Origin of the sequence: Deinococcus arboris, from assembly GCF_009755355.1 — a bacterium.
GTDB lineage: Bacteria > Deinococcota > Deinococci > Deinococcales > Deinococcaceae > Deinococcus > Deinococcus betulae.
Genome location: NZ_WQLB01000003.1, coordinates 1 through 21,901, shown reverse-complemented (window position 1 = coordinate 21,901; position 21,901 = coordinate 1). Strand labels below are relative to the sequence as shown.

Sequence of the window (21,901 nt, the reverse complement as noted above, 5' to 3'; positions counted from 1 at the left end):
CATGCTGACGCCCCCCGATGTGGCTCTGACCCCTATGCTGCCCGTCCTGATCGTGCTGGCCGGCGCCCTGGCCAGTACACTGCTGGGCTTCTGGGTGCCGAGGCGTACCCTGACCTTTATCAACATCGGCGCCCTGCTGCTGTCGGGCGCCAGCCTGGCCCTGCTGTGGAACCGGGGCCTGACGGCGTTTGGCGGCGGCTTCGTAGCCGACAATGCCGCGCTGCTGCTGGCCTTCGTGTTGCTCATCGGCACCCTGATGACCCTGCTGGTCACGCTGGACACCGCCTGGCGGGCCCGCGTGTCGTTTCCCGAATTTGACGCCATGCTGATGTACGCCGTGACCGGCTGCCTGCTGATCGCCTTTTCGGGCGACCTCGTGGTCATGCTGATCGGCCTGGAAATCATGAGCCTGAGTTCCTATGTGCTGGCCACCCTGCAGGGCTCGCGCCGCGCCGAGGAATCCGGCCTCAAATACTTCCTGCTGGGCGCGGCGGGCAGCGCGGTGCTGATTTACGGCCTGGCCTTCGTGTACGGCGCGACCGGCAGCCTGAACTACGCTGAAATTGCCGCGCGGGTCGCCTCGGTGCAGGGTCTGAACCCGGAGAACGTGGGCATTCTGGTCGGCGGCGCGCTGCTGCTGCTGTGCGGCTTTGGCTTCAAGGTGGCGCTGGCGCCCTTTCACCAGTGGACGCCCGATGTCTACGGCGGCGCGCCCACCAGTGTCAGCCTCTTTCTCAGCACGGTGGTCAAGGTGGCCGCCTTTGCCGGGATGCTGCGGGTGTTTTCGGGCGCCCTGGCCGACGCGCCGGGCTGGCACTCGGTCCTGCAAATTCTGATTGCGGCCACCCTGATTATCGGCAACTTTGCGGCGCTGCGGCAGAGCAACTTCAAGCGGATGCTGGCGTATTCGGCGGTGGCCCACACTGGTTTTCTGGCCATGGCGCTGCTGGGTACGCCCCAGGCGGGCGGCGCGGCCCTGACCTATTACCTGCTGATCTACACCCTGATGACGGCCGCCGCCCTGGCCATCGTGGCGGCCCTGCAGCGCAGCGAAGCGGGTTTCGAGAACAACGATATGCGCGGCCTGTACTACCGGCACCCTGGCTACGCGGTGGCGCTGGCCATCTGCCTGGCCTCGCTGGCGGGGTTGCCGCCGTTTGCGGGATTTTTCGGGAAGTACCTGGTATTTCAGGCCGCGTTCCAGAACGGCTACGTCTGGTTGAGTGTCCTGGCCGCCCTGACCAGCGTGGCGGCGCTGGTGTATTACCTGCGCCCCGCCATGCTGATGTTCATGCCCGACCGCACGCCCGCCCGCGAGTACGCCCACGGTCAGCGCCCACCCACCACCTTCGCCGTGGCGCTGGGCGTTGGCGGCGTGACGGTGTTGGGCCTGCTGCCCAACCTGTGGTACGGCTGGGTGGCCAATCCGGGCATCTGGAGTCTGCTGGCTGGGCGGTAAGCACCCTGGGCTCAAGCAAAGAGGAAGTGAGGGCGTCGCTGGGAAGACCTGGCGGCGCCTCTCTCATGCCAAGACATCAGAGAAGTCCTGTAGCTCCTGATCTGGGGCATGTCTTCAATCAGATTGAAGTGAGCAGGCGAGACAACGAGGCGAGCCATGCGCTTGGTCGGTGACGCTGCTGAACTGCCCTACTGCTGCATGGATACCTGGGGTGTTTGTACGCCGCATAGGTGTATGGCAGGCCGTGCTGCGAGAAGAAAAATCGCTTTAAGTGCGCGACCTTCTTGCCCGCATCTCCTACTCGGATGGGCACCAGAGGCAAGACCGGCGGGCGCTCTAGGTTGCAGGTCTGGGCGCCAGGGTGCACAAACCTTGAGTAACAGTCAGGTTCTTGAATGCGGCGCCAATTGTTTGAACTGTGTTCCAGCCTCCGGCGCACAAGCTGCCGGCCGCGTCGTTGCTCTCCTTCTATAGCTCCGAAATCTTCAGTCAGGTGAACCCAGACGGAACGCTGGATCAGCCGAGAGCGTAAACCTCTGGAGTCATGCGCATTTTGCTTTTTTGTCTCGGTCTTCTGTGTTCAGCCTGCACGGTGGGTGACACCCTCTCTGCTCCGACCGACCTCGCCGAGGTTCAGGGCCAGACCCTGGCCGGGTTTACAGTCCTTCTGGCGCCTGCTCTGCGGGCCGACCCGGCGTTGCAAGACCGCCTGTTCTGGCGGGTTGAGGAGCAGTTGCAAGAAGCCCTCCGCGTCCTGCCGGCTCAGAGCCACAGCCAACTGCGGCGCGTGCGGGTGTGGATTGACCCCAGGGTTGAGCCGGGGGGATTGGCACCCCAGGCCTGGTACGTCCGCCTTCGGAGTCAGACTGCGCAACGCGGCGATATTGTGCTGGTTGACCCTCAGGGCCTGATTGCTTCGCATGGCCAGTACAACCTCCTGCTGCACGAACTGACGCATGCTTACGATGACCGCGCCCACGGCTTTCGCCACCCTGCTGTCCTGGCGGCCTTTCAGGAGGCCCGGAAGACAGGCCACTACACCGACGCCGAATTTGACGCTTATGCCATGAGCCGGTCAGAGGAATACTTTGCCGAGCTGACTCTGGCTTACTTTGCTGCGCGTCCCACCACGCCCTGCAACCGACGTGAACTTCAGGCCTTTGATCCAGCGGGAGCGGCAGCTGTTGCTCTGGCCTGGAAAGTGCGCTAAAGACAACCCTGAGAGGCCGTCAAAGGTCTGAGCAGGCCAGAGCAACATTGCCTCCCTGTCGCCGTCATCCAGCCGTCACGCTGTGACCGCTACCGTGGCCCTATGAACCTCGCCCCCCTGCTGGCGCACTTTGATCTTCCTCCTCACACCCAGGCAGTGCGGCTCAGCGCCCACGCCGATGTCTGGGCTCTCCAGCTGACTGGCCGCCGGGCCGTCCTCAAACGGACCAGTCTGAACCACGCCCCAGGAATCGCCGCCTGGAGTCAGGCCCTCGCCCAGGCTGGTGTCCAGGTTCTTGCCCCCCTCCCCAGCCCAACCGTCCTGCTGCCAGAGGGCGCCGGCGACTCCTCCCGCTGGGTGCTGTACCCCTTCGTTGAGGGCCGGCGCTATCAGGGGCTGGACCAGGACCTGGAGAGGGCTAGCGCTCTTCTTGGACAGATTCACGCGGCGGCGCCAGATCAGACGTTTGACCTGCCACACCTGGCGTCCGTGCGCGCCTTTACGGCCAGCGACCTCCAGGCCCTGAGCGATGAGGTCCTTGAGGGCCTGGCCAGGGCCCAGCTCAGCACGGCCAGGCCCGCCGCCCTGCTGGCTGAGCGGCAGACCCAGTATTTGACCGGGGCCCTCCCACGCGCCGTCAGCCAGTCCCTGCCGATGGTCAATTGCAGCTGGGACCATAAGGCGGCCAATCTCGTCTACCTGCCGTCTGGTGAGCCGGTGCTAGTTGACCCAGACAACGCCGCGCGGATGCCGCGTGTGTACGACCTTGCGCTGACGGCCCTCTCGTTTCATCTGGACCCCAGCCTCCACAGCGGCCCGGCGCAGCTGATGACCCCGGCCCAGTGGGCCACCTTCCTGCGCGGCTACACCCAGCACATCGACCTGACCCCGCTGGAGCACCAGATGTGGCCGGACGTGCTGCTGTGCGCCTGGATGGATGAATCGCTGTGGCAACTCTCGCAGGTGGGGGAAGGCTGGCAGGATGAGGCTGCCCGTGAGGTCTGGCTTGAACTGCTTACGTTGCCCCAGCCCTTTGCCCTTACCTGAGCAGCGGCGGATGCACAGCCTCAGGCACAAACCCGAATCCCAGCATCACGTCAACGCCACCCTGGCCCGGCTCCAGCAGGTGGACTGGCAGGCCGAGCCCACAGATCCTGACTTTCACATTCTGCTTTTCCGGGAGTACCTGCGGCGAGCCTCATGGTTCGCTGTTCTGGTGCGGCCGCCCCACTGGCCTTTTTTCAACGTGGCCGGGACCATCCTGCCGGCACTGGGCAGTCCCGCATTCCATCTGGACTTCGTTCAATCCCTCGCGGTCTCGCCTCTGATTCAAAGGCTCGCCCTGTGGATGCTCCAGTTTGCCCTGGTCAAAGACATCCTGGGCAAGCGGTGGCTAGTTCCGGCCTTCTGTGATGAGCCCTATGAACCTCTCCTGATGCTGCTTGAGTCCGGGGGCGTGCTGTCCCAGGAGCATGGCTTCGTTGATGTTACCTACCGGGGCCTGTTTCTTCGCCCGCCCCGTGAGGCCCTGGGGTTCATCCCTCACACCTGACCCTCTGGCGCCGCGCTGGTGGGGTGCGAGGGCCCCGAGGTCAGCTCAAGTGTCACTTCTGCGGACGTCCCAGGGTGAACTGTTGCTCAGGGCAGGTCAGGCGTGTGTTGCCTATGCTGCGCAGGGACGCCTCATTTCTACTTTCCCTGTCGTCCCCGTTTCCAAAGGAGCCTTATGTTGACCCTTGCTGACGCCCGCCGAGTCATCGCCGCCGCCGAACAGAAAGCCGAAGAGATTGGCCAGCCCATGAACGTCGCTGTCGTGGACAGCGGTGGCAATCTGGTCGCCCATGTCCGCATGGACAAAGCCTGGATTGGCAGCATCGACATTTCTATCAACAAGGCGTTTACCGCGCGGGCCTTTGACCTCTCTACCAAGGACCTTGCGGCCGAAAGTCAGTCGGGCGGCCAATTCTTCGGCATTCACGTCTCGAACGGTGGGCGCGTCATGATTTTCGCGGGTGGCATTCCCCTCAAGCGTGACGGTGAGGTCGTGGGCGCTATCGGCGTCAGTGGCGGCACGGGGGAACAGGACCAGACCGTCGCAGAAGCTGGCGCTGCAGCTTTCTGACCGGCCTTCGGCTCTCTCTGTCCCCACACCCGTGGGGGCTTTTTCTTGGGCGGCGCCTTCACTTTGCCCTTCTTCACCACAGCCTGAAGAGGCGTGCGGCTCTACCTGTTAGAGCTGAGGGGGAGGAGAGGTGGTTGACCACACCAGCAAAACACTCTTAGGATAGAAAGAGAAAATCAGAAAACCTCGCGCTAGGCGGGGCTTTGTTCCGGTGGCTCGTGTGGGAATCGAACCTACAACCTGCTGATTGGGACATGCGATCAGGCAGCACTTCTGCGCAGTTCTGCCGAATAAATCCTGTGAATACGGGTTTTGTTTCGACTGAAACGCGTTTTTCCCTTGCCTCCTTCTAGATACTCCTGATCTGTCCCCAATGCATAGGGGGAGTTTTGCGTGCACACATCCCCTTCAAGGCATCCATTTGAACAGCCGGCAGGGTCTCTCAGCCACCTTGATGGTTTCTCTGGTCTGATGCACAGTGGGCGCGGGGCATTCAGGTACAGCATCCGTGAAGCTTACGCACTCAGTCCGCTTGCTTCAAAAGATGAGCAGTGGGCCCAAATCCAGCCACAGTAGCAGGGTGTTCAGGCGGGTGACCCAGGGATTCGGGCGGGGAAAAGAGTGGTTGCGGCGGCGCTTTCTCGTCATAGGGGCGCCACTGGAGCACTGGGCTCGCTGGTTCAGATGAACAGTGCAGACCACCTCACCAACGCTGGTCGTGACCCGACCCACTTGACCTTGACATAGGTGTCAAGGTTTAGGCTGCTCCCGTGCAGATTGGTCAGCTCGCTCACCGCACCCAGGTCAGTGCCCGTGCCCTGCGGCATTACGACCGCCTGGGCCTGCTGGCCTCCTCACGCACCGAGAATGGCTACCGTGTCTTCACAGAAGCTGACGTTGACCAGGTCCGGCTCATCCGCCTGTTTCTGAGCGTCGGCTTTCGCCTGGACGAGATTCGTCACTCGGCGCCCTGTTTTCAGAATGGCTCGGTAGACGACCTGACAGTGCCCACGGCAGACGTTCTGGCGTTCTATCAGCGCAAGTTGACGGAGGTGGACGCGCATCTGAGCGCCGTTCAGCGGATGCGGGACACCCTCCATGCTCAGATGCGGCGCCTGCAAGAGCAGATGGACAACGCTTCACCTGATCACCCGCCCTCGGTTCACCCCTAATCCCCACCCACTCTGTCTGGGAGGCACTGCCTCCTGTCCTGGCCCTGTGCCGGAGGTTCTCTATGCGCCTGCAGCTCATCCGTAACGCCACCCTCAGACTGACCTATGCCGGCTGCACCCTGCTGATTGATCCCTACCTGGCCCCTCGGCACAGCCTGCCCACCATCGGGGGGCATGAGCCGAACCCCACGTCTGAACTGCCTGTTCCAGCCGAGGCTGTGCTTGAGGGCGTAGATCTGACGCTGATTTCACACCTGCACCCGGATCACTTTGACCCGCTCGCCCAGCAGCTGCTGCCTTCCTCTATGCCCATCCTCTGCCAGGGCGTAGATGTAGAGGCGCTGCGCCGCCTGGGATTCACCAACGTTACGCCCCTTGAGGCGTCGTGGCAGGGGCTGGGCCTCTTGATCGAGCGCACCCCTGGGACACATGGGTCTGGCCACGTTCTGCCACTGATGGGTGAAGTGATGGGCTTCGTGCTGCGGGCCGCCGGGGAGCCCACGGTGTACTGGGCTGGCGATACCATCCTCACGCCGGCGGTGCTGGAGACTACTATGCGTGTTCAGCCAGAGGTCATCGTGACGCATTCAGGTGGGGCACTCTGGGACGGCCTGCCGATCATCATGGACGCCGAGCAGACTGTGGCGGTGTGTCAGGCCGCGCCCCAAGCCACTGTGGTCGCCACCCATCTGGAAGCTGTGGACCATGCGGCGACGTCGCGGCGTGCGCTGCGAGAAGCGGCCACTGCTGCTGGAATCAGCCCAACGCAGCTCCGCATTCCCGCAGACGGCGAATCACTCATCTTCGCCGCTCCTGGCTCGCCAGCATGACGTGGATCAATTCCCAGTCCCCCAGCGCTGCAGTGTGGCGGCCAGGTCTGCCGCGCCGTCATGGTCCAGCGCGGCCACCTGTTAAGGCTGCTGGCGCAGGTTTTTGGCGCTGAGAGTGGTGCCCCTCAGCGCGGTCTGAATGAGCGGCCACTCCAGTTCTCTATCTTGTCGGCATGCGTCTCCTGGCAGGTCTCATTCTTCTTGGCACCTTAAGCGCGTGCAGCCCCCGTGAACCTGTGATGGTCCCGACCGATGCGCGCGTTCTGCACGGCACGTTTGAGGGGACGGCCAAACCAGGCAATGCCCAAACCACCGAGCCGCTTCGTCTCGAAACCACCGCAACCTACAAAAATCAGGAGACCTACGAGATCTCTGGCACGCTGACCTTTCGTAACGAACAATACGTGGTCAAAGGTGAGGGCCAAGCGAATGAAGCCCATGCGTTTAAACCGCAGACGACTCGACGGATCTTCCCCACATGGACTCTCCAGCTCTTGCAAGGCGGCATTTACAAAGGGCGCATGAGCGGGCTGTTTTCCGGGTCGAGCCAGCCTCAGCGGCATGGTGGCTATATCGCCTGGGCCGAAGAGGAAAAGGCTGAGGACTACAGCTCTGTAGAGTTCACGCGCGTGACAGCGCAACCGTAACCTCCGCTCTCCTATAAGGAAAAAGCCCCACTTGTCTGACGGCCAGGTGGGTTCTTATTGCATGTTCAGTCACGCCGTGCGTCGCGGCAGAGCACCTCTAATCAATTCCCAGCGACCAACCAGGGCAGAAACGCGAGGCAAACCCCGGTGATGCTCCAGGCCATCAGGAGGAACAAGCCTGAAAGTCCACGGGTAGCGTACGCGGCGAGGCCAGGCGCCAATTGCGCGATCAAGAAAGGCAGCATGGCGGCGAAAGCGGCGGTGGCCAACACACCAAGGGCAGCGCGCCGTCCGATGTCGCGGCGATCCAGCCAGACGCCGTAAGCGAAGATGAGGCCTGCGGCGAGCACGCCAAAGCTCAGGGTCAGACTTAAGGCACCATTCATCGCTTCACGGTACGTGGGCTCAGCAGCGCCTGTTGTCTGATCTGTGAACCCCGCTACGTCTGCGGATCATTGGGCGGCGGGCACAACCAAGCTGGAAGGTGATGACCCGCAGAAGAGCGCTGACTAGCGCGAATACAGCCCCCGCCACATGTAGAGCTCGAGCAAGGGCCAGTGGTGTAGGGTCGGGTGTCGGATGCGCTGACGTGCATTCCTGCGCTCTCCGGCGGACAGCGATGATGACTCTGGCAGCCAGAAAAGGAATACCGCGAAATCACGAACAGCGCGGCCAGACACCAAAGGAGCCGCGATGCAACGGTAAACTGCGCGCCCCTGAGTGGTGCCGCAAACCGCGCCGCTATGCCAGGACCGGCGGCAAGCACGCAAGGTAGGAGGAAGCCCGTTACATGCCTGACCAAGGGCGGTCGACGGAACATGACGGCGGTGGAAACACCGCGATCAGCAGGACCAGTAGGCCGGTGCTGAGACCACCACCCAGCAAGCCAGTCAGCCAGATCCGGCGCTATGTCCCACACGGGCGACTGGCTCGGCTAATCAGCCCCTTGCCATCACTTCTCTACAGCACTCTGCCGCACGCCGGACGGTTGTGGGCGCATGACGCCGAACAGCCCCACCAGCAGGCAAACCCACGCGCTCAGTTCCACCACCAGCTGGCCTATTCCGGTCACCGCCAGCAGTTGCCCTGTCGCCACCGCCGAATACCCCCGCCCGGATGCCCACAGGGGCAGCCCGATGTTGACCCCGGTGCTCACCAGCCGCAGGAGGCACAGTGCGGTCAACCCCACCACCACCCAAGTCAAGGCGGGGTAGACCCTGCGCCGCTGGGCCGCCATCACAATTCCGAAGATCCAGAGCGCCAGGAGCGGCACCTGAAAGGCGAGTTGCAACAGAACGGCCTGGACATATTCCATACCAATCAGCTTGCCCAGCCACGCCCTCGGCCATCAACCCACGGACTCAGGGCAAACCTCAATCCAAGGGGCTGGCCGAAGACCTTGCGAAAGGCTGCAGCATCATTGAGATCAGCGGCCGAGTTGACTATTGCGGCCTTTTCGCAGCGCAAGCGCGCGAGTTGATGCAGAGCCGCTGTATTGGGGTCGTGCTGGGGGAGTGCCAGAATCAATCAGGACTATGCAGAAGAAAAAACAAAAAAACCCCGCGCTAGGCGAGGCTTTGTCTGGTGGGTCGTGTAGGAATCGAACCTACAACCCGCTGATTAAGAGTCAGCTGCTCTGCCAATTGAGCTAACGACCCAGAGCGGAAGGAAGTATACGGGCCGCAAGGGAGGCTGTCAAGCCAAATCTGGCGCCAGCAGGCCCCGCACCGTCCCCGCCAGGTACAAGCTGCCCGCCACCAGCAGGGTGCCGCCCGCTGGAGTCAGGGCTAGAGCACGGGCCAGGGCGCGCGCCGGGTCCAGGTCGGCCTCACCGCCGTACAGGGCGGCCAGTTCGGCGGGTGGTGCGGCCAGGTCGCCGGGTGCGGTAAACACCCGCACCGGGGCTACCGCAAGGAGCGGGGCCAGGGTGGCTGCCGTGTCTTTGCGGGCTAGGCCGCCAAAGAGCAGCACGTCGGCCGCCGGCACCGCCCGCGCCAGCGCCTGGGTGGCGTGGGGGTTGTGCGCGCCGTCCAGCAGCACAGTCTTACCCTGCACCCGCAGGCGTTCCAGCCGGGCGGGGTGGGCGGCCGTCAGCGCCGCCTCAACCCCTGCGTCAAAGCCCAGCGTGCGCAGGGTTGCGGCTGCCAGGGCCGCATTCTGAAGCTGATGTGCGCCGGCCAGGGCCGGAGGGTACGGCAGGGCAAACAGGGCCGGGTGGGTGGCAGGGGTCAGCAGCGGCGCCCCCCGTTCCTGGGCCACCTGCTCAATAACCGTCAGCGCCTCGCCTTCGGCTGTCGTCAGCAGCGGCACGCCCGGCTGCGCGGCCCCAGCTTTGTCGTGGGCAATAGCCGCCACCGTCTCGCCCAGGGTAGCGGTGTGGTCAAGCCCCACATTGGTCAGGGCCACGGCCGACACGCGCTCCAGGACCTGCGTGGCGTCGCTCTGGCCTCCGACGCCTGCCTCCATGACCGCCACCTCCACCCCGCCCTCTGCAAAGGCCTGACAGGCCAGGGCCAGCGTCAGGTCGAAAAAAGCAGCGTCCGGGGCGTGGGTCTGTGCCCAGGTAATAAAGGCGGCGGTGCGCTCTGGCGGCAGGTTCACGCCGCCCAGCCGAATCCGCTCCTCGTAGGCGTGAAGGTGTGGGCTGGTAAAGCGGCCTGTGCGGACCCCGGCGGCCAGCAGGCCGGCTTCCAGCATGGCGCAGGTGCTGCCCTTGCCGTTGGTGCCCACCACGCGCACGCTGGTAAAGGCGCGGTCGGGTCGGCTCAGGCTGTCCAGCAGCGCCCGCGCGCCTTCTGGGCCACGGGCCCGGCCCGCACGGGTACGGGCATACAGCCAGGTGTAGTCGGGGGCAGCAGGGGGACGCTCGGACACAGGGTCAGGGTAAGACACCGCGGAGGCACCTGGCAGAGGGGGGCGGCTCTTCCTGTCCAGCAGCGGCCCGGCACCGGCGCAGGCCCCGCGTTAGCATGCAGCCCGTGACTGACCTTGCCGTGCAGAGCCGCCTCCCCCGCGTGGGCGTCGTGATGGGAAGCCGCAGCGATTTCGAGACCATGCAGGGCGCGCTGGACCTGCTGGGAGACCTGGGCGTGCCCTACGAGGTGCGGGTGCTGTCGGCACACCGCACGCCGGCGCTGCTGCCCACCTACGGCGCGCGGGCCGAGCGCCTGAACCTGGCCTGCATCATTGCCGGGGCGGGCGGCGCGGCGCACCTGCCGGGGATGCTGGCGGCCTTTACGCGCGTGCCGGTGCTGGGTGTGCCGGTGCAGTCGCGCGCCCTGAGCGGCCAGGACAGCCTGCTGAGCATCGTGCAGATGCCCGCCGGGGTGCCGGTGGCCACCTTTGCCATCGGGGCGGCGGGGGCGAAAAACGCCGCGCTGTTTGCCGCGGCCCTGCTGGCCACCACCGACGAGGCCGTGCGCGCCCGGCTGGACGCCTTCCGGGCCGCCCAGACCCAGGCGGTGCTGGACGACCCTTTCTTTGAGGGTCACCCCCAGGCGGGCACAGCATGAGCCGCGCTTCGCAGCCTTCGCTGGGGATTCTGGGCGGCGGGCAACTGGCGCAGATGCTGGCGCTGGCGGCCCTGCCGCTGGGCGTGCGCGTGACGGTGCTGGAACCGGACCCCGAGGCTCCGGCGCGGCTGTGTGCCGCGCACCTGCGGGCCCCCTACACCGACCCTGCCGCCCTGGAGCAACTGGCGGCCTGCGCCGCCGTCACACTGGAATTCGAGAATGTGCCGTTGCCGGCCCTCAGCGCCCTGCATGGCCGGGCGCCGGTGCGCCCCGGCGCCGAAGTGCTGGCGCGCAGCAAGCACCGCGTCCGGGAGAAAGAAGCCCTGCGCGCGGCAGGGGCCGAGACCGCACCCTTTGTCGCCATTGAAACGGCCGCCGACCTGGAGGGCGCCTTGGACCAGGTGGGCGGTCAGGGCATCCTCAAAACCAGTGAACTGGGCTATGACGGGAAGGGCCAGGCCCGCGTGACCACCGCTGAGGGCCTGCGCGCCGCCTGGACGGAACTGGGCGCCGTGCCCTGCGTGCTGGAGGGCCTGGTGCTTTTCGAGCGGGAACTCAGTCTGGCGGTGGCGCGCGCTCCCTCGGGTCAGGTGGCCTGCGGGCCGCTGGTGGAAAATGTGCACCGGGCGGGCATTCTGAGAAGCAGCGTCTTTCCGGCCCGCGTGCCGGCAGGCACCGAGGTCCGCGCCCGGTCGCTGGCCGCCGCTGTGGCGGAAGCCTGGGGGCTGGAGGGGCTACTGACCCTTGAGTTTTTTCAGGTGGCGGGCGGCGATCTGCTGGTCAACGAGGTGGCCCCCAGGGTGCATAACAGTGGTCACCTCACCCAGAACGGCGGCGCTTCCAGTCAATTCGAGGCGCAGGTGCGCGCTGTGCTGGACTGGCCGCTCAGCGACTGGCGCCCCCTGCACCCCTGCGCCATGGTCAACGTGGTGGGCGCAACTGACCCGGACGGTCAGCCGCTGCACCCCGACTGGGCCGGGATTGACGCGCTGGACGGCACCCACGTTCACCTGTACCACAAGGCGTGGCGCGCTGGGCGCAAGCTGGGCCATGTCAACCTGACGGCGCCAGATGCGGAGACGTTGCAGGCCCGCCTGGACAAGTTGCTGACGCTCATTCCATAAAGCGGTGACGAATTCGGCAGGCGTGTGCAGAGCGCCGGTGGTTTGGGCTGGGCTACCGCTACGGTTTCAGCGGTTGCATGCTCTGAAAAAGACCTATGCAGGCGGGAGCAGTACATAGCGGGAGCGTGGCGTCGGCAGGGCTGGGGCTGTCCCAGATCGCGCGTCCTCCTGTGATTTGCCTACATCCTGAACCTGTCTGCAAGCCCGCTGGGTGTAGCACCGGTTCACCTTGTCCGGCGGGGGAGAGGCGTCTTGCATAGAAGGCCCCCTCGCCGCTCATTGAAGCGGGCCAGCAGAACTTCGCAGCAGAGCGAATCGCTGTGTAGCGCTGCGAAACAGAACTGTGTTGTCGTTCTACAAAGGGCGCCCGAGTCCCGCTGCGCACCTTTGACCAAGGCTGTGCTTGCTGGGACGACGTGCAGTCGCCTGAGCTACAGAGGACAAGTAGCCACAGACAGCGGCAGAGCAGACGCTGAGAGCCGTCTCTGATAGGAGGCTTTCCTGCAGCCCCTAGGACTGAGAATTGCCGCTGCTACACGACATTCCTCTCGTGAACTCAGGCATCCCTAGCCCGCCTGTCCAGCCAGCTCATCCGACCCACTCTTCCCTGGATATTGATACTGTGTTATCAATATCAAATATGGATGCGCTTTCTTCTCAGTGGTCCCCGTCGTCCTCTGTCCCCATCACCGTGCTGTGTGGGTTTTTGGGAGCAGGAAAGACCACGCTGCTCAATCACCTGCTGACCCAGACCAGGGGCCAGAAAATTGCCGTGATTGTCAATGAGTTTGGCGCCGTGAACATTGACGCCGATCTGGTGGTCAAGACCGACGAGGGCACCATTGAGCTGTCTAACGGCTGCATCTGCTGCACGCTACGCGGCGACCTGCTCTACGCCGTGGCTGATCTGGTGAACACGCGCGAACTGGACCACATCCTGATCGAGTCCACCGGGATTGGCGAGCCGCTGCCGATTGCCCAGACCTTCTGCCTCACCCCTGAGGAACTGGACCTGGCACCGGAAGACGGCCAGCCAGAGCTGCCCAACCTAATTGGCCGGGTGCATGTGGACGCGATGGTCACCGTGGTGGACAGCGCCCAGTTCTTCACGCTCTGGAACCGGCCCGACGCCATTCCCGGTGACGACCAGGAGCGGGGCTTTGGCGAACTGCTGGCCGAGCAGCTGGAGTTTGCCGACCTGGTGGTCCTGAACAAACTGGACCTGGCGGCGCCGGGTGACGTGGCGGCGCTGCGCGGGCTCCTGCGGCTTTCCAATCCGCGCGCCCGCGTGCTGGACGCCGTGCGGGGTCAGGTGCCGGCCGAGGACATTCTGGGGGTGGGGCTCTTTGACTTTGACACCGCCAGTCAGATGGACGCCTGGATGGCCGAACTGGAAAAGGTGCACACGCCCGAGTCCGAGACCTACGGCCTGGGCACCCATATCTACCGCAGCGAGCAGCCTTTCGACCCTGTGCGCTTCACGGCCGCCCTGACCAGTGGCCTGCCGCGCAACGTCATTCGCTCGAAAGGCTGGGTCAACCTGGGGGACGGCGCGGCAACCCTCTGGAACCACACGGGGCGGCAACTGGCGCTGGAACAGGCTGGCGAGTGGCTCTCGCCGGACCAGGCCTTTAGTGAGATCGTCTTTATTGGCCGTGATCTGGACGGCGCCGCTCTGGACGCGCTCCTGAGCGCCGCGGTGCAGCACCCATGAGGCGCGCGGCGGCGACAGCGTTGCTGGCGGCCCTGTCAGTCGCCAGCGCCGCGCCGCTGAAGGTCACCGTGTCGTTTCAGCCGCTGTACGACGTGGTCGCGCGCGTGGCCGGAGACGCCGCCCAGGTGGAGCGCGCCGTGCCGGTGGGGGCCAGTCCGCACAGTTTTGACCCCACGGTGCGCGACATTGCCCGCCTGAAAACCGCCGATGTGGTCATCATGGCCGGGCTGGGCGCCGACGACTGGCTGGAGCGGTATGTGCGGGCCAGCGGCAGCCGCGCCGCCGTGGTCAAGCTGGGCGACACCCTGCCGTTTCCCCGGCTGCGCGCCGGCCGGGCCACCGACCCCCACTGGTGGCTGGACGCCGGCCTGATGGCGCAGGCGGCTGTGGCCGTGGGCGGCGCCCTGGCCCAGGCCGATCCTGCCCACGCCGCTGCCTACCGCCTGGGCGCCGAGCAGGAAGCGCGCCGCCTGACGGGGCTGCACGCCGAACTTGAGCGCACGCTGGCCCCCGTGCGCGGCGGCGCGCTGCTGACCTTTCATAACTCCTTCGGGTACTTTGCCCGCGCCTATGGCCTGCGGGTGGTCGGCACCCTGGCCCCGCTGCAAGGGCTGGAACCCAGCGCCCAGACGATGGCTCAGGCCGTTAAGACCATTCGTGTCCTGGGGGTAAAGGCCGTCTTTGCCGAGCCGCAGCTGCCCGCTGGCCCTGCCCGCGCCGTCGCCGCCGAAGCGGGCGTGCCTCTCTATGTGCTGGACCCCGAAGGCAGCGCCCAGACCCCGGGCTACGCCGAGATGATGCGCCGCAACCGCGACACCCTCCTGCTGGCCCTGAAATAGCGGTTCAGCCCCCTCGCCCACCCCGTTCGCCTTCTTTCACAGGAGTTTGACCATGCGCCCCATCCTTGTTTCGCTGACCGCTGCCCTGACCCTGACGACCCCCGCCCTGGCCGAGACCACTGCCGCGCGCCTGGTGGTCGCTGACGCCCGCACCCACGCCCTGAGTGTCATTAACCTGGCAGACGGCACCCCGCTGGCCAGCTTTGGCACGCCCGGCAAGCTCAGTGGCCTGTACGCTGGTCCTGGCGGCACCTACGCCTACGCCATTCACCGCGACGACGACCGCGTGACCGTGCTGCATTCTGGGCTGGGGGCCATTGACCACGGTGACCACCGTGACCTCGTGCAAAAGGCGCCCCACATCCTGGCCACCCTGAACGTGGGGCAGCAGCCCACCCACTTTTTTGCCCACGGCGACCAGATTGCCATCTTCAACGACAGGGGCGGTGACGTCGCCGTCTTTGGCGAGCTGCTGTTGGGCAAAACGAATGACATGCGGCTGGTGAAGGTGGCGGCCCCCGACCACGGCGCCCCAGCCCTGCTGGGTGACGTGCTGCTGAGCGGGTATCTGGCCCTGAACCGGGTGGACGCCTACGACCTGTCCACCGGCCGCCTGCTCAGGACCCTGGACGTGCCCTGCCCTGGCCTGCATGGTGAGGTGGTGCAGGGCGGGGCCGCCTACTTTGGCTGCACCGACGGTGTGCTGGCCGTGACTGTCCAGGGGCAGACGGTCAGCGCGCGCAAGCTGCCCAACCCGGCAGGTACCCCGGCGGGGACACGGGTCGGCACGGTGGCCGCGCATGAGCGGAGTGCGGCGCTGTACGGCAACTTTGGCGCAGGTCTGGCCCGCTGGACGGCGGCCGACCCGGCCCTGACGGCTGTTGCGCTGCCCGCCGCGCCCCTCAAGTTTGCCTTCACTGCGGATGGGCAGCGCCTGGCAGTACTGACGGCCGACGGCGCGCTGCACCTGCTGCACGCCCCCACCGGCCGCGTGCTGAGCAGCGCCGGACTGGTGGCCCCCACCGACCCGGCCGACAAGGCGGCTGTGCGGCCCACCATGACGCTGGGCGCCGCCCACGCCTACCTGACCAGCCCAGCCACAGGTGAGGTTCTGGAGGTGGCCCTGGCCGACCTGAAAGTCTCGCGCCGATTGGCGGTGGGCGGGACACCGGCCATGCTGGCGCTGACCCAGGCCACCGGAGAGCAGCACTGAACTGGAAGGTGGGCAGGCTGGGGTCTGTGGCCGGCCCTGCGTCACATCTTTGGGCCGGGTCAGCGGCGCTAAGATGACCCGGTCAATGGGAAAACAGCTGGTTGGTGGGCGCCGGTCCCTGTGGGCTCTGGGCGCCGCGTTGGCCCTCGCACTGGGCGCGGCAGACGCCCGCACCTACACCGTGCAGGCCGGGGACACCCTGTACGCCGTGGCGCGGCGCGTGGGCACGTCGGTCGAGACGTTGCAGCGCCTGAACAGCCTAAGTGGCGCGGCGTTGCGGCCAGGGCAGGTGCTTCAGCTGCCAGCGGCGCCGGGCGCGGGCCAGGCCACTGCGCCGCAAGTCACCGCCGCACCGCCGGCGGCGCGCGCGGCAGCGATTCCGGCGGTTGCGGCGCCGCTGCCCGGCAGCCCCCGACCGGACCCGGCCCAGGTGACCGGCCCACGGGCCTGGACGGCGGCGCCGCCCGCCACTGTGGTCAGTTTTATCGGCTGGGCGCTGACGGACCTGGGGCTGCCGGTGGGAGACGAGGCGCCCATTCGCACCTACCTGCCGGGGCTGTCCTTCAGTTACCAGACGTACAACAACTGTGGGCCCAGCGCGCTGTCCTCGGTGCTGGGCTTTTACCGGGTGAAGATCGGTCAGGACGTGATTCAGCGCACAGCCCGGCCTGGCGGCGGCTACATGCAGATCAGCGCCATCGCCCCGGAACTCTCCAAGTTTGGTCTGAATACCCTGACGGTGCGTCAGGCGCGGCTGTCACAGGTCAAGCGGCTGCTGGCCCTGGGCATTCCAGTCATCGTCTTGCAGTGGTTCGAGCGCACAGGCCAGGTGCCGCACTTCCGGGTGGTGCGCGGTTACGACGACCAGGCCGGGCTGGTGTGGGTCAGTGACAGCATGGTGGGGCCGCTGGCCTACATGAGTTACCGCAGCTTCGACGTGCTGTGGAATACCCAGGGCCGTCAGATGTTCCCGGTGTACCCCAAGGGCTACGACGCCCTCGTGCGCCGGCTGGTGGGCCACAGCTAAGCAGGTTGCGCTGCTGGCTGGCTGTGCGCCGGGCTGATGGACGGGACCTGAAGGCATCCCCCGTGTGAGGTTCCATGCCCTCAGTTCTGGTCCCTACAGGCCACCATCCGCCCATCATGCCCCCTGCGTCACTCTGACCGCATGGACGCTTTGATTGGTCTGGTGGTGCAGCTGTTGGGGCTGCTGTTCTGGTCGGTATTTGGGGTGGGCGTGCTGGGCGCCCTGCTGACCCTGTACGCGGCTGGCGTGGGGTGGCCGCCCCTGGTGGTAGCCCTGCTGGGTCTGGGCACGTTGGCCGCCTGGGGCTGGTCGGTGCGGGGGTGGTGGCGGGCCTGGCGGGCAGGTTAGGGCTGGCTCCTTTCGGGTTGAGGGCGTCCCGTTCAGTTCGTGTGAGCACAACCATGCCCGTGTTTGAGGAAGAGGCCGCGACCTGCGCTGAGAGGGGGCACTGGCGGATGGCACCGTCCAGAGGTTGCGGGACTCCTTCTTGTGGGCGTGCCTGAGCGGCTTGGCGAGGCGGGTCTTTGCCGGCCGACAGCGGCCTTTGTGAAAGAACAGGTGGCGACGGCTCAGCATCAAGGCAACAGAAAGTTACTCTCAGTATGCTCGTCTCAGGCCGTTACCCGCACACTGGCACCCGGCGTGGGCTGGCCGCGCAGCAGATCGGCCAGCACGGCCGCGCCGCGCACCACGCCCAGGGCCGGACGGCTAAACAGGGCGTTCGCGTCGGTGGCCCACAGCTGCCCCGTCTGGACCGCGCGCAGCCCGCGTCCCAGTAGGGTGTGGGCAAAGCCCAGGTTCTCGGGGAGGTCAAAGCCGCAGCACATCACCACCACGACGTCCGGGTCCAGCGCCTCAATCTGCGCCCAGGTGGCGCGGCCCGAGTCGGTGCCTGCCTCGCCCAGAACATTCACGCCGCCAGCACGCTCCACCTGTTCAGGCACCCAGTGGCCGCCGTAAAAGGGCGGGTCTGTCCATTCCAGCGTCAGCACACGCGGCGCGTGGGTGACGGGCACCACGGCGTTCCAGTCTTGACGGGCCTGGGCGGCCAGCGCGTCGCCGCGCTCCGGCACTCCGGCGGCGCCGGCCAGGGCACGCAGGTCGTCCAGAATGCCCGCCACGCTGCGGCCTTCCAGGCTCAGCACCTGGGCGGCGGGCAGGCAGCCCGGCAGGTAGCGCACCGCCGTTTCAATGGTGCCGGGGGTAACCGCGCAGACCTCGCAAACCCCCTGCGTCACCACCAGGTCGGGATGCAGGGTGTCCAGCAGCGGGCCGTCCACCTGGTACAGGGCGCGGCCCTCTCGCACCGCCTCGCTTACGGCGCGGTCAATCTCGGCCTGCGGGGCGCCGGCGTCCACAATCGAGCGGGTCAGCACCGGCTGGCCAGCCGCGCCGGGGTGGTCGCAGGAGTGGCTGACGCCCACGACCTGCCCGCCCAGCCCCAGGTCAAACAGCAAATCCGTGGCGCTGGGCAGTAGGCTAACAATGCGGGTAGGCGCGGTGAGCGTCATAGGGTCCCAGGGTAGAGCAGCCGCGCCTGGGTCACGTGAAGCTGGTGACGGTCGGCGGCACACGCCAGAGCTCCCGGCTGATCAGGGGTGATTGGTCATCCTCCTAGTCTCTGCCCTGGTGTCTCCTGGGTCAGCCGCTGTCAGAAGGGAGGTCAACACTTTGAGGGGTTCCCGTACTGCCCCGTAACGCGGGCTTCGCCTATATGTCGAGGGCCTTCAAAGAGCGGACACGCCCCCTGCTGTCTCTGAGCGAAGCGACGACCGCGAGTTACAGCCGCCACTTATGCGCCCCTTTCCACAGGCTAGGACCATATCCCTCAACCTGAACTTGTCGTCCTCTTCATGCAGGGCTGCTCCGCAAAGTTGGCCGCACACAATGCCCGTATGCGAATCCCGAAACGTCTGCTGCTGGCCGCCACCGTGGGGGCCACCCTCGCCCGCCGCGCCCTGACGCCCCCCTATGACCTCAGCGGCAAGGTGGCGCTGGTCACGGGCGGCTCGCGGGGGCTGGGGCTGGCGCTGGCCCAGGAACTGCTGACTCGCGGCGCGCGCGTCACGCTGATGGCCCGCACCGAGGCCGACTTGGACCGCGCCCAGGCCAGCCTGAATGCGCCGGGGCGTGTCAGTGTGGTGGCAGGTGACGTGACCCAGGCGGCTGACCTGGACCGGGCTGTGGCCGAAACGGTGCGCGCCCACGGCCGCCTGGACGTGCTGGTCAACAACGCCGGCATCATTCAGGTGGGGCCGCTGGCCAACACCACCGAAGCCGATTTCCGGCAGTCTCTGGAGGTCAACGCTCTGGCGCCGCTGCGGCTGGTGCGCGCCGCCCTGCCGCACCTGCGCGGCGGCGGGCGCGTGGTCATCGTGTCGTCGCTGGGCGGCAAGGTGGCCGTGCCCCACCTGGCGCCGTATTCGGTGAGCAAGTTCGCCGCTGCGGGGCTGGGACAGGCGCTGCGCGCTGAACTGGCCCGCGAGGGCGTGACCGTCACCACCGTACTGCCGGGCCTGATGCGGACTGGCAGCCCCCGCAACGCCCCCATCAAGGGCCAGCAGGCGCGTGAGTACACCCTGTTTGCCACCCTGGACAACCTGCCGGGGCTCACGCTGGACGCCCATGAAGCGGCCCGCCGCATCGTCACGGCCCTGGTGCGCGGCGACGCCGAGGCCACCATTGGCGCCCCTGCCTGGCTGCTGAGCACCGCGCAGGCACTGGCGCCGCAACTGACCGCCGACCTGCTGGCGCTAGGCAGCCGCCTGCTGCCGGGCCCTGGCCGGACCACGCAGGCGGTGGCTGGCCGTGAGGTCGAGACCGCCCTGACCCGTGCCAACCCGCTGAAAAGTGCTGCTGAAGCCGAGTTCAACCAGAAACCAGCCGGACAGAGCGGGGGAGAGGCCGGAGCTTAAGACACCTTGGTGCAACTCAAGCGCGGCCCTAGGTCCCCTGGCCACTGCCTTGACGCCGCTGTCATCTGGGCGAGCAGAGAGCGCCTGGGCCTTGAGGCAGTGGTCACACAGTAAGACAGACCGCACTCCTGCCCGCCCGCGCTGGATTGACTGCGCCCACAGCTTTCAGGAGGTCACCATGAGTCAGGACGACACCCAGCCCACCCCTCCCGCCCTTTCCGATTCCGCTTCCGATACTCCGGACACCCACAGCACCGGAGCCCACATGCTTGCGCGCGAGCGTTCGGTGGTGGGCACAGTAGGTGTGGCCCTGATGGGCGCGGGCCTGCGCAGCGCCCGCCCCCTGCAAAAAATCGTGCTGGGTGGGGTGGGGGCCGGCCTGGTGGCACTGGCGGCCACCGGACGCAACCCACTGGCCACGGCCCTGAAGATCCGTCAGACCAAAGAGGGCGAGGTGCTGGTCAGTGACGCTGTGACGGTCGGCAAACCCGCCGCCGAGTTGTATGCCGTCTGGCGCGACCTGGCTGGCCTTCCCCGCCTGATGACCCATCTGGAGCGGGTAGAAGTGCTGGACGCTAGGCGCTCGCGCTGGACGGTGAAGGCCCCCACTGGCGAGGTGAGCTGGGAGGCCGACATCACCGCCGACGAGCCGGGCCAGCGCCTGGCCTGGGCCAGCGTGGAGGGCGCGTCTGTGCCCAACCACGGGGAGGTCCTCTTCCGCGCGGCCCCCGGTCACCGGGGCACCGAGGTCGTGGTGCGCCTGACCTACCGCCCGCCGGCGGGCACGGCGGGCGCCATTGTGGCCCGCCTGACTGGCGAGGAACCCGCCCAGCAGCTGCGCGACGACCTGATGCGTTTTAAACGGGAGCAGGAACTGGGTTTTGCCCCCACCACCGAGGGCCAGAGCAGCGGCCGCGCGCCCCAGGGAGGTGCCGCATGAAAGCGATTGTCTGGCAGGGAACGAACAAGGTCGGCGTGGAGACTGTGCCCGACCCCACGCTGCTGCTGCCCACCGATGCCATCATCAAAATCACCTCCACGGCCATCTGCGGCTCGGACCTGCACCTGCTGGACGGCGTGATTCCCAGCATGGAAAAGGGTGACATCCTGGGCCACGAATTCATGGGTGAGGTCGTGGAAGTCGGCCGGGACGTAAAAAAGCTGAAGCCAGGCGACCGCGTAGTCGTGCCGTTTAACATCGCCTGCGGGGTGTGCGACCCCTGCCGGCGGGGCCTGTTCAGCGCCTGCGACAACTCCAACCCCAATCACCGTATGGCCGAGGCGCTGTACGGCGGGGTCAGCGGCGGCGGCCTGTTTGGGTACTCGCACATGTACGGCGGCTACGCGGGCGGGCAGGCCCAGTACGTGCGCGTGCCGTTTGCCGACATTGGCCCACACAAGATTGAATCCGACCTGCGCGACGAACAGGTGCTGTTCCTGACCGACATCTTTCCCACGGGCTACCAGGCCGCCGAGAACTGCGGCATCGTGCCGGGGCGCGACGTGGTGGCAGTGTTCGGGGCCGGCCCCGTGGGCCAATTTGCCGCCCGCAGCGCGCAGATGCTGGGCGCGGCCCACGTCATCGTCGTGGACCGCGTGCCTGAACGCCTGGCAATGGTCGAGGCGGCCGGGTGCCAGGTCATCAACTACGAGCAGGACGACGTGCTGGTGGCCCTGCGTGAAGCCACCGGCGGGCGCGGCCCCGACCACGTCATAGACGCGGTGGGCATGGAGGCCCACGGGCACGGTCCCGGCGCCCTGGTGGACACGGCCAAGCAGCGGCTGAAACTGAGCTTTGACCGCATCACAGCCCTGCGCTGGGCGCTGCTGAGCTGCGCCAAAGGCGGCACCGTCAGCCTGCCCGGCGTGTACGGCGGCCTGATCGACAAGGTGCCGATGGGCGCGGCCTTTGCCAAGGGGCTGACGTTCAAGATGGGCCAGACCCACACTCAGCGCCACATCGCGCCGCTGCTCTCGCGCATTGAAGCCGGCGAGATTGACCCCAGTTTCGTGGTCACCCACCGCGCCTCACTGGACGAGGCCCCAGCCCTCTACAAAACCTTCCGCGACAAGCACGACGGCTGCATCAAGGTGGTCCTGAATCCCTGGGCCTAAGC

The 21,901-nt window shown here is 66.5% G+C and carries 22 protein-coding genes and 1 tRNA gene; 18 read left to right on the top strand and 5 right to left on the bottom strand.

The features are described from left to right. The first annotated feature begins 1 nt into the window (after position 1). The 8 genes from GO986_RS02940 to GO986_RS02900 all read left to right on the top strand — a co-directional run bounded on the left by GO986_RS02940 (position 2) and on the right by GO986_RS02900 (position 7,440). A complete protein-coding gene (locus tag GO986_RS02940) occupies positions 2-1,459 on the top strand; it encodes an NADH-quinone oxidoreductase subunit N (protein ID WP_157457740.1) in 1,458 nt (485 codons plus the stop codon). Between the two features lie 592 nt (positions 1,460-2,051). Next, the gene (locus GO986_RS02935; RefSeq protein WP_157457739.1) at positions 2,052-2,669 is read left to right on the top strand and encodes a hypothetical protein; all 618 of its coding nucleotides are present in this window, start codon (positions 2,052-2,054) and stop codon (positions 2,667-2,669) included. A gap of 102 nt (positions 2,670-2,771) precedes the next feature. After that, complete coding sequence (locus GO986_RS02930; protein ID WP_157457738.1) at positions 2,772-3,716, top strand: phosphotransferase enzyme family protein; 945 nt, start codon at positions 2,772-2,774, stop codon at positions 3,714-3,716. A 10-nt stretch (positions 3,717-3,726) separates the two neighbouring features. Beyond that, a complete protein-coding gene (locus tag GO986_RS02925; RefSeq protein WP_157457737.1) occupies positions 3,727-4,221 on the top strand; it encodes a hypothetical protein in 495 nt (164 codons plus the stop codon). Between the two features lie 174 nt (positions 4,222-4,395). Then, complete coding sequence (locus GO986_RS02920; RefSeq protein ID WP_157457736.1) at positions 4,396-4,791, top strand: GlcG/HbpS family heme-binding protein; 396 nt, start codon at positions 4,396-4,398, stop codon at positions 4,789-4,791. Between the two features lie 770 nt (positions 4,792-5,561). After that, positions 5,562-5,963 carry a MerR family transcriptional regulator gene (locus tag GO986_RS02910; protein WP_369409107.1) on the top strand — a complete coding sequence of 134 codons (402 nt, stop codon included), beginning with the start codon at positions 5,562-5,564 and terminating at the stop codon, positions 5,961-5,963. Between the two features lie 62 nt (positions 5,964-6,025). Beyond that, positions 6,026-6,793 (top strand): MBL fold metallo-hydrolase, encoded by a 768-nt coding sequence (locus GO986_RS02905; RefSeq protein ID WP_157457735.1) that lies wholly within the window; start codon positions 6,026-6,028, stop codon positions 6,791-6,793. A 173-nt stretch (positions 6,794-6,966) separates the two neighbouring features. After that, a complete protein-coding gene (locus GO986_RS02900; protein ID WP_157457734.1) occupies positions 6,967-7,440 on the top strand; it encodes a hypothetical protein in 474 nt (157 codons plus the stop codon). A 101-nt stretch (positions 7,441-7,541) separates the two neighbouring features. Here the strand turns inward: GO986_RS02900 and GO986_RS02895 are convergent, their stop codons facing one another. The 4 genes from GO986_RS02895 to GO986_RS02880 form a co-directional block, all read right to left on the bottom strand. Then, the gene (locus tag GO986_RS02895) at positions 7,542-7,826 is read right to left on the bottom strand and encodes a hypothetical protein (RefSeq protein WP_157457733.1); all 285 of its coding nucleotides are present in this window, start codon (positions 7,824-7,826) and stop codon (positions 7,542-7,544) included. Positions 7,827-8,392: 566 nt separating this feature from the next. Then, entirely contained in the window at positions 8,393-8,755 is a 363-nt protein-coding gene (locus GO986_RS02890; protein WP_157457732.1) for a hypothetical protein, read from the bottom strand. Positions 8,756-9,022: 267 nt separating this feature from the next. After that, positions 9,023-9,098, bottom strand: a tRNA-Lys gene (locus GO986_RS02885). A 37-nt stretch (positions 9,099-9,135) separates the two neighbouring features. Then, positions 9,136-10,314 carry a glutamate ligase domain-containing protein gene (locus tag GO986_RS02880; RefSeq protein ID WP_369409106.1) on the bottom strand — a complete coding sequence of 393 codons (1,179 nt, stop codon included), beginning with the start codon at positions 10,312-10,314 and terminating at the stop codon, positions 9,136-9,138. Positions 10,315-10,454: 140 nt separating this feature from the next. Between GO986_RS02880 and purE the strand changes: the two genes are divergently transcribed. From purE to GO986_RS02845, 7 genes are all read left to right on the top strand, one after another. Next, positions 10,455-10,952 (top strand): 5-(carboxyamino)imidazole ribonucleotide mutase, encoded by a 498-nt coding sequence (gene purE / locus GO986_RS02875; RefSeq protein WP_439648694.1) that lies wholly within the window; start codon positions 10,455-10,457, stop codon positions 10,950-10,952. Continuing rightward, positions 10,949-12,076, top strand: coding sequence for a 5-(carboxyamino)imidazole ribonucleotide synthase (gene purK / locus GO986_RS02870; RefSeq protein ID WP_157457729.1), 1,128 nt, complete (start codon positions 10,949-10,951; stop codon positions 12,074-12,076). The genes purE and purK overlap by 4 nt, the downstream gene beginning before the upstream one ends. A 640-nt stretch (positions 12,077-12,716) precedes the next feature. Further along, positions 12,717-13,790, top strand: coding sequence for a CobW family GTP-binding protein (locus tag GO986_RS02865; RefSeq protein ID WP_157457728.1), 1,074 nt, complete (start codon positions 12,717-12,719; stop codon positions 13,788-13,790). Beyond that, a complete protein-coding gene (locus tag GO986_RS02860; RefSeq protein WP_157457727.1) occupies positions 13,787-14,629 on the top strand; it encodes a metal ABC transporter substrate-binding protein in 843 nt (280 codons plus the stop codon). Before GO986_RS02865 ends, GO986_RS02860 begins: the two co-directional genes overlap by 4 nt. Positions 14,630-14,681: 52 nt before the next feature. Beyond that, positions 14,682-15,842, top strand: coding sequence for a hypothetical protein (locus tag GO986_RS02855; RefSeq protein ID WP_157457726.1), 1,161 nt, complete (start codon positions 14,682-14,684; stop codon positions 15,840-15,842). Between the two features lie 85 nt (positions 15,843-15,927). After that, entirely contained in the window at positions 15,928-16,869 is a 942-nt protein-coding gene (locus GO986_RS02850) for a LysM peptidoglycan-binding domain-containing protein (protein ID WP_157457725.1), read from the top strand. Positions 16,870-17,010: 141 nt separating this feature from the next. After that, a complete protein-coding gene (locus GO986_RS02845) occupies positions 17,011-17,217 on the top strand; it encodes a hypothetical protein (protein ID WP_157457724.1) in 207 nt (68 codons plus the stop codon). Between the two features lie 263 nt (positions 17,218-17,480). Here GO986_RS02845 and GO986_RS02840 read toward each other — a convergent pair whose 3' ends face one another. Then, a complete protein-coding gene (locus GO986_RS02840; protein ID WP_157457723.1) occupies positions 17,481-18,380 on the bottom strand; it encodes a cobalamin-binding protein in 900 nt (299 codons plus the stop codon). A 384-nt stretch (positions 18,381-18,764) separates the two neighbouring features. Here GO986_RS02840 and GO986_RS02835 point away from each other — a divergent pair, with 384 nt between their 5' ends. The 3 genes from GO986_RS02835 (at position 18,765) to GO986_RS02825 (ending at position 21,899) form a co-directional block, all read left to right on the top strand. After that, positions 18,765-19,784, top strand: coding sequence for an SDR family NAD(P)-dependent oxidoreductase (locus tag GO986_RS02835; RefSeq protein ID WP_157457722.1), 1,020 nt, complete (start codon positions 18,765-18,767; stop codon positions 19,782-19,784). Positions 19,785-19,962: 178 nt separating this feature from the next. Continuing rightward, positions 19,963-20,724, top strand: a complete 762-nt coding sequence (locus GO986_RS02830; RefSeq protein WP_157457721.1) for an SRPBCC family protein — start codon at positions 19,963-19,965, stop codon at positions 20,722-20,724. Further along, complete coding sequence (locus tag GO986_RS02825) at positions 20,721-21,899, top strand: zinc-dependent alcohol dehydrogenase (protein ID WP_157457720.1); 1,179 nt, start codon at positions 20,721-20,723, stop codon at positions 21,897-21,899. Before GO986_RS02830 ends, GO986_RS02825 begins: the two co-directional genes overlap by 4 nt. The last annotated feature ends 2 nt before the right edge of the window (positions 21,900-21,901 follow it).

Bases quoted from the DNA above. Each gene is read 5' to 3' on its own strand.
- GO986_RS02940 (WP_157457740.1), top strand. From the start codon at position 2: ATGCTGACGCCCCCCGATGTGGCTCTGACCCCTATGCTGCCCGTCCTG.
- GO986_RS02930 (WP_157457738.1), top strand. From the start codon at position 2,772: ATGAACCTCGCCCCCCTGCTGGCGCACTTTGATCTTCCTCCTCACACC.
- GO986_RS02925 (WP_157457737.1), top strand. From the start codon at position 3,727: ATGCACAGCCTCAGGCACAAACCCGAATCCCAGCATCACGTCAACGCC.
- GO986_RS02920 (WP_157457736.1), top strand. From the start codon at position 4,396: ATGTTGACCCTTGCTGACGCCCGCCGAGTCATCGCCGCCGCCGAACAG.
- GO986_RS02905 (WP_157457735.1), top strand. From the start codon at position 6,026: ATGCGCCTGCAGCTCATCCGTAACGCCACCCTCAGACTGACCTATGCC.
- GO986_RS02900 (WP_157457734.1), top strand. From the start codon at position 6,967: ATGCGTCTCCTGGCAGGTCTCATTCTTCTTGGCACCTTAAGCGCGTGC.
- GO986_RS02895 (WP_157457733.1), bottom strand. From the start codon at position 7,826: ATGAATGGTGCCTTAAGTCTGACCCTGAGCTTTGGCGTGCTCGCCGCA.
- GO986_RS02890 (WP_157457732.1), bottom strand. From the start codon at position 8,755: ATGGAATATGTCCAGGCCGTTCTGTTGCAACTCGCCTTTCAGGTGCCG.
- purK (WP_157457729.1), top strand. From the start codon at position 10,949: ATGAGCCGCGCTTCGCAGCCTTCGCTGGGGATTCTGGGCGGCGGGCAA.
- GO986_RS02865 (WP_157457728.1), top strand. From the start codon at position 12,717: ATGGATGCGCTTTCTTCTCAGTGGTCCCCGTCGTCCTCTGTCCCCATC.
- GO986_RS02860 (WP_157457727.1), top strand. From the start codon at position 13,787: ATGAGGCGCGCGGCGGCGACAGCGTTGCTGGCGGCCCTGTCAGTCGCC.
- GO986_RS02855 (WP_157457726.1), top strand. From the start codon at position 14,682: ATGCGCCCCATCCTTGTTTCGCTGACCGCTGCCCTGACCCTGACGACC.
- GO986_RS02850 (WP_157457725.1), top strand. From the start codon at position 15,928: ATGGGAAAACAGCTGGTTGGTGGGCGCCGGTCCCTGTGGGCTCTGGGC.
- GO986_RS02845 (WP_157457724.1), top strand. From the start codon at position 17,011: ATGGACGCTTTGATTGGTCTGGTGGTGCAGCTGTTGGGGCTGCTGTTC.
- GO986_RS02840 (WP_157457723.1), bottom strand. From the start codon at position 18,380: ATGACGCTCACCGCGCCTACCCGCATTGTTAGCCTACTGCCCAGCGCC.
- GO986_RS02835 (WP_157457722.1), top strand. From the start codon at position 18,765: ATGCGAATCCCGAAACGTCTGCTGCTGGCCGCCACCGTGGGGGCCACC.
- GO986_RS02830 (WP_157457721.1), top strand. From the start codon at position 19,963: ATGAGTCAGGACGACACCCAGCCCACCCCTCCCGCCCTTTCCGATTCC.
- GO986_RS02825 (WP_157457720.1), top strand. From the start codon at position 20,721: ATGAAAGCGATTGTCTGGCAGGGAACGAACAAGGTCGGCGTGGAGACT.